Raw genomic sequence first — 5,458 nt, forward strand, 5'->3', positions numbered from 1 at the left:
CAACGAAAAATCAGGGTTTTACATCTGCTAATGCTTTTCATAAGTGCTATTTTTAATGTCTGCTAATGTCTTTAAAGAAAGCTCAGAAGAGTATCACATCAAGCAAAATCTGGGTTAAAGCTATACATAATAATGGTTTCAAGCTTTTGGGTATTTATCATATGGCGATCGCCATTTAATAAAGAGAATTGGCACAGATGGGGTCAACCGTTTGGGAAAATATAAAGCTACTATAGTACCTGTTTACTTTCGTACTGATGTTTTATATATGTGGCTAGAATATGGAGTTAGTCCAGAAAGAGAATTAGTCAGGATTGATGAAGTACCTTCTGGAAAAACTAACTTAGTCTGTCCCTTCTGCGACTCAAAACTTACTGCTAAAAAAGGCAAGATTAAACAACACCACTTCGCTCATAGCGGAGAAACCTGCCTCAGAGTATCCAAGGGCAAACTGCCATCGCTACCGTTATACGACAATTTCCATCTTCATCTAAAACCAAAACATTTTCAACTGCTCAAGGATTTGTGGAGAGAATACGGCAATACGAACTATCCCATTATCACCGTTCCCTTTGAACTGGAGATGAAAAAGCTATTTAGCTGGACAGAGAAAGGATATTACTTTACCGACCTGGGTAAGATTCCCGTCGGCGGACTGTCACTATCTAAGTTCAACGCAGTACAAGAGCCTTTGATACTATCCGAACTCGATCGCTTGAGTAATTCAGTCGAGATGGCTGAAGCTATTGGTGGAGAAGTGTTATACGAGAAACTAGCCGACTTAAAGATTTACCAATTACAACTACAGCGCATTCTTCGATTCACTCTCTATTTCCTTCAAATTCAAGCAGATCGTAAAACTCTATATAAGATTGGAGTAACGAGTAGAACAATGAGCGATCGCCTACCAGAGATAGAACGAGATTTAAAACAGCACTATTCAAAAATAGACATTAACATCATAGAAACCTGGCAGCACAGGGGCAATGTGGAACTTTATTTTAAACATCGCTACAGAGAGTTTAACTATCCCATCGGCAAGCTGACGGAATACTATAAATTTGAAGATATCGAACGGGTCAAAGATGATTTGCACCTATTACCGACAAAGGTATTGAGTAGTGAAGAATTAGGGATTTTACAAGATATCGAGAAGGGCGATCGTATAATGGGATTGAAACTAGAAAGTATTGGTTTTTGAACCAGGAGCAATTTTGGGACGGCGCAGATGGCTCAATATGAGTAATAGGAGAATAAAAAGTGCTATTATCCCTGCCGTGAACGCAATAATTGGTTGCTCTAGATGACGTAAAGCGATCGCAGACAACCCCCAGAGATATACTAGAACAAAAGCAGTATCCCTTCTAACTACACTCATCCAAGCAGCGAGTACTCCAGCAAGAATTAGCACGCCTACAGTCCAGAGTTGCGGACTAATTCCCCACCCATTCCAGCCTCGATGGTATAAAACAATTGCCGTGTTGACGATTGTAGCAATGCTAATCCAAGCCAGATAGATACTTATAGGTATTTGAATTAACCATTTGTCAGATCGAGAAAATTTCTTTTTGCCAATTCCCAGTCTTTGAGTGATGGTGATTAACGGTAGCAAAATTCCGCTCATTGCTATTAAAGAAAGTAAAAACCACCTCGATAGGAAACAAAACACCCAGACAATCTGAGCCAAACTACTCGCTACTAAAAAGTAACCCACCTGACGCAGATGGGGATTTTGTCTTTGATTCGGTAATACTTGATAGATAGCAAAACTAAATAAACCTAGATAAATTACTCCCCAGATAGCAAAAGCATAGTTGGCAGGAGTAATTAGCACATCTTTGAAGAGAGTATTAGAAATTTCGCCAATATTGAGTCCTTTAATTGGGGCTAGATTCGCGGAAACATTTGTACCAAAAGCAGCCACAATAGCAACGAGGTTAGTAAATTGTCTGAGGATATCTGAGTTTGACTTCATTGACGTTTTCCAACAGAATATTAATGCTCAAAGGCTTATCCTATCTTTCTTTTGAGTCGTTCGTCATCTGTAGTATCAATAGGTGGAACGGGTGCAGATAATGTCTTCTGTCAGGAGCGATCACGCAGTGCCAGCCGAAGGCTGATCGCTTCTTTTAGTTTATTTATTATTTTCTTTTGGTAATTTTTCATCAATGATTGATTCTTTCGCTTTGTCATAAGCTAATTTTTCTAATGGTGTGGCATTCGCCAAACATGAGCCATGAATTTTCTCTAAACTATCGATATATGTTTTATTCTGACTTAAAGTTTTGTTAGCTAAAGATGAGACAATTGTAGCCAATTGCGCCCTCAAAGGTAACTTACGAAATACAGCCAAACGTTTTTCTAAAGACGACATAATTAAAACGAAAATAAAAAAGATACTACTATAAAGTCAATTATATGTAGCGATCGCGTAGTAGCCTGCCACTACGCGATCGCGCTTCTTTTAGTTTCCCACAGAGATGGGTAATATTTTCAATCATAAGATGACAGCTACATAATTTAATTCATTATCAATCGTAGAAAATATGTATTCTGATTCTCCGAATAAAAACCAGTCAAATTTTGTCTTTGCTCTAGCTTACGAACTAAAACAATACCTAGAGACAAATGCAGATGAACTCGACCCCGATACTTATGACAATATCAATTATTGGCGTGGGGGAATTCTTTCTCAAGGCAAGATAAGTGATGAAGATTTATCAGAAATAATCGAATATATCGGAGCAGAGAAGTTACAAGAACTGATCGAGTTGGCTAGTTCTAAAACCGCATCTTTTAATAATTAAATTTCGATCTCTCTCAGGCATTCAATCAGCCAGCAGCAGTACTGGATACTAACGTAGTTCGTATTCTAGAAAGGTTTTTTGGCATTACTGGAGGAAGGGTCAAGTCGCGCTGTAATATCTTATGGAACGCAGCAGAAACCGTCGCACCAGATAGGGAAGTGGGACGCTGGAATCTAACCCTGTTGGACTTTGGAGCAAAAGTTTGTACTGCTAGAAATCCCAACTGCGATGTCTGTCCCCTTTACGAGAGGTGCTGTTGGGTGGGGTAAGGGCGATCGCATTTTTTTAATCTTGCAATTTACTGAATAAAACACAACCAGCTACGCAAAGAAAACCACCCACATTTACTATATTCGAGCGTGTATTGAGTTTTCCTATATTATGTGTACGGTCAAAACAATAATCAATATACTCTGCGCGATCGCTACACACAGTAGTGTCATAACCCAATCCCAATAACATCGTTACGAATCCAACTACAAACAATATTTTTCCAGTTGTATTAACTGATTTATTACGAAAAAAAATCTTGATAAATTTTTGATCTTTATCAATTACTCGAACTGAAGAAAAAGAATTATTATTACTATGTTTTTCTTCATCTTTTTGTTTTATAACTGAATTATTTTCAGTTTCTTTTTTAGTTTGATCTTGATTTATCCATTTGCAAGATGAGCATATCAAACGACCACTTGACTGTAAAAAATTAAGCTTATCTCCGCATTTAGGACAATTTTCTAGGATCATTTTAATTATTCAGAGTGTATTGAAATAACTCTCTTTTAAAGTTCCCAAAATTGACTTAAATTAGCTAAACTTAGTTTTAAGCGATCGCCGTCTCCAATTTCAACTTCCTAACCGCTCGTTTTTTCTTCTCCTCTCCCCTTTTGTCATACCTTTTAGTAGTAATGGTAGAGGCATGACCCATCAAATCCTGCACCATAAAAACATCTTCACCAGCTTCTAACAAGTCAGAACCAAAAGTACGCCTGAAGTCGTGGGGTGAAAATGAGCTATATCAAGCTTGGCGATCGCATAATGACGAACCCCGCATAGTACGCCGACTACCATTCTCAAGAGCTATCTTTACATAATTTCACGGAGATATTTTATTTAATACTTTATAGTTAATCGAAAAAGGAGCGATCGCACTATGTCTCATTATATTTTTAAGTCAGAAGAAGATTATCACTTTAAATCAAAAAAGGTATCCAAACAACTCAAAGAAGATTTAGAGTTTCCCGACAGAGATGATGAAATCAGACTAAAAATAGCAACAGATGGCACGATTACGGTCAAAAAGGGTTATGCCTGGGATGGCTGTTCGCCCAAATTTAACATACTCGATCTCTTTTGGGTGGGAACTCCCGACGGTGCAATTAACGAAAATAAACCAGTAACATACTATGCTTCTCTAGTTCACGATGCGTTGGGACAATTTGCCAAGAAAGAATCAGAAAGAATGCCTTTTAATCGCAAGGAACGCGACCTGATTTTTAAGGAAATGTTAGAAGGCTTTGCCCTTCAATGGCTCTACTATCTGGCGGTGAGGATTTTTGGTGGTTTGTATAGCATCTTCTTTTAAAGCAAGTTCAATACTCTGCGGTAATATAAGATACAGCGATCGCTATTACCGAACAATGCCTCTAGATTTAACTCGTTATCCCGACAATTGGACTGATTTAGCTCAGAAAGTGAAAGAATCTGCTGGGTGGAGATGTCAGTGTTGTAGGCGTGCTTGCTACAAACCAGGAGAGAAACCGAAGGAATTAACGCGCTCGGAGTGGACGGGGAATATCTTACAAGTTCATCATCGCAACCATCAACCAGAAGATAATCGGTTAGAAAATCTCTTAGCTGTCTGTACTATTTGTCATTTGGCTATGCACGCCAGGGGTAATGGTAATGCTAGTCCTGGTCAGTTGTCTTTGTGGTAGTTTTGACACTCTTCTTCGCTGAAGCATAGAGATTCTTTAGATGAAAAAGTTTTGGCTGCTTGTCTGAGATTATCAATGAGATTCAACGCAGATTGATTCACTTGTTCTATTTGTCTACTTGCCAATTGAGTATGACTACCATCTATTTCAGCAAAAGAATAGATATAGTCAGGACGGTCTTTTAAAAGATCATTAAGCCAGCGTACATCATCGGTACTGGGAGGATTGGGTAATAATCCTCTTGTGGTACATTTCTGTTCGCCATTGCTATTTCCCGAAATACAGTCTTGCTTAAATGAAAGTAAAGATGTAATGTGAAACAACTCGGAAGCTTTTATGGATTCTTCAATCCACTGTTTAGTAATTTCTCGGCTCGGACGAACACCAAGATTATACTTATCCAAAAGATGAGCTAACCAATCAAAGGGAACAGCATTTCTAGTTGAGCCAATGTTAGGGGCAATTAATAACGATGGCTGATCGATAATATCCTTTTGAATTTCCAGCAAAGCAATATACTTACATCCCAAACTATGAGCCACCCAAATTTGAGGGATAGTTGGGGAATAATTCAAAGCTTTACGAATAATATCTCTTTCTTCTTTGAGATACTCGGCTACTGCTTGGTGATTGAATTTCAGAGGAAAAGGAACGGCAATAACGGTATATCCCGAATCTATTAAAGCAGTTAGAAAACGACGATAGGCAATAGTA

Annotated in this window: 8 protein-coding genes and 2 pseudogenes; 5 read left to right on the top strand and 5 right to left on the bottom strand. The window is 38.3% G+C overall.

The window, feature by feature from the left end; all coding sequences use genetic code 11:
- The first annotated feature begins 211 nt into the window (after positions 1-211).
- Complete coding sequence (locus H1P_RS30475; protein ID WP_222427321.1) at positions 212-1,201, top strand: competence protein CoiA family protein; 990 nt, start codon at positions 212-214, stop codon at positions 1,199-1,201.
- Here H1P_RS30475 and H1P_RS30480 read toward each other — a convergent pair.
- Positions 1,181-1,975 carry a tryptophan-rich sensory protein gene (locus H1P_RS30480; RefSeq protein ID WP_144874813.1) on the bottom strand — a complete coding sequence of 265 codons (795 nt, stop codon included), beginning with the start codon at positions 1,973-1,975 and terminating at the stop codon, positions 1,181-1,183. The genes H1P_RS30475 and H1P_RS30480 overlap by 21 nt on opposite strands.
- A gap of 159 nt (positions 1,976-2,134) precedes the next feature.
- Positions 2,135-2,374: a hypothetical protein gene (locus H1P_RS30485; protein ID WP_144874815.1), complete on the bottom strand. Its 240-nt coding sequence runs from the start codon at positions 2,372-2,374 to the stop codon at positions 2,135-2,137.
- 172 nt (positions 2,375-2,546) lie between these two features.
- Between H1P_RS30485 and H1P_RS30490 the strand changes: the two genes are divergently transcribed.
- Both H1P_RS30490 and H1P_RS39615 read left to right on the top strand, forming a co-directional pair.
- Complete coding sequence (locus tag H1P_RS30490) at positions 2,547-2,807, top strand: hypothetical protein (protein ID WP_144874817.1); 261 nt, start codon at positions 2,547-2,549, stop codon at positions 2,805-2,807.
- 11 nt (positions 2,808-2,818) lie between these two features.
- A pseudogene (locus H1P_RS39615) lies at positions 2,819-3,076 on the top strand (A/G-specific adenine glycosylase); the annotation flags it as partial.
- Between the two features lie 16 nt (positions 3,077-3,092).
- Here H1P_RS39615 and H1P_RS30500 read toward each other — a convergent pair.
- Both H1P_RS30500 and H1P_RS30505 read right to left on the bottom strand, forming a co-directional pair.
- Positions 3,093-3,554: a hypothetical protein gene (locus tag H1P_RS30500; RefSeq protein WP_144874819.1), complete on the bottom strand. Its 462-nt coding sequence runs from the start codon at positions 3,552-3,554 to the stop codon at positions 3,093-3,095.
- 76 nt (positions 3,555-3,630) lie between these two features.
- A pseudogene (locus H1P_RS30505) lies at positions 3,631-3,807 on the bottom strand (tyrosine-type recombinase/integrase); the annotation flags it as partial.
- 153 nt (positions 3,808-3,960) lie between these two features.
- On the opposite strand from H1P_RS30505, the gene H1P_RS30510 reads away from it, so the two are divergent.
- Both H1P_RS30510 and H1P_RS30515 read left to right on the top strand, forming a co-directional pair.
- Positions 3,961-4,392, top strand: coding sequence for a hypothetical protein (locus tag H1P_RS30510; RefSeq protein WP_144874823.1), 432 nt, complete (start codon positions 3,961-3,963; stop codon positions 4,390-4,392).
- Positions 4,367-4,744 carry an HNH endonuclease gene (locus H1P_RS30515; protein ID WP_246142027.1) on the top strand — a complete coding sequence of 126 codons (378 nt, stop codon included), beginning with the start codon at positions 4,367-4,369 and terminating at the stop codon, positions 4,742-4,744. The genes H1P_RS30510 and H1P_RS30515 overlap by 26 nt, the downstream gene beginning before the upstream one ends.
- Here the strand turns inward: H1P_RS30515 and H1P_RS30520 are convergent.
- Positions 4,726-5,458: DUF1350 family protein (locus H1P_RS30520; RefSeq protein ID WP_144874825.1), on the bottom strand; the 733-nt coding region annotated here is incomplete at its 5' end. The two genes, H1P_RS30515 and H1P_RS30520, sit on opposite strands and share 19 nt — an antisense overlap.

Origin of the sequence: Hyella patelloides LEGE 07179, assembly GCF_900659865.1 — a bacterium.
Lineage (GTDB): Bacteria > Cyanobacteriota > Cyanobacteriia > Cyanobacteriales > Xenococcaceae > Hyella > Hyella patelloides.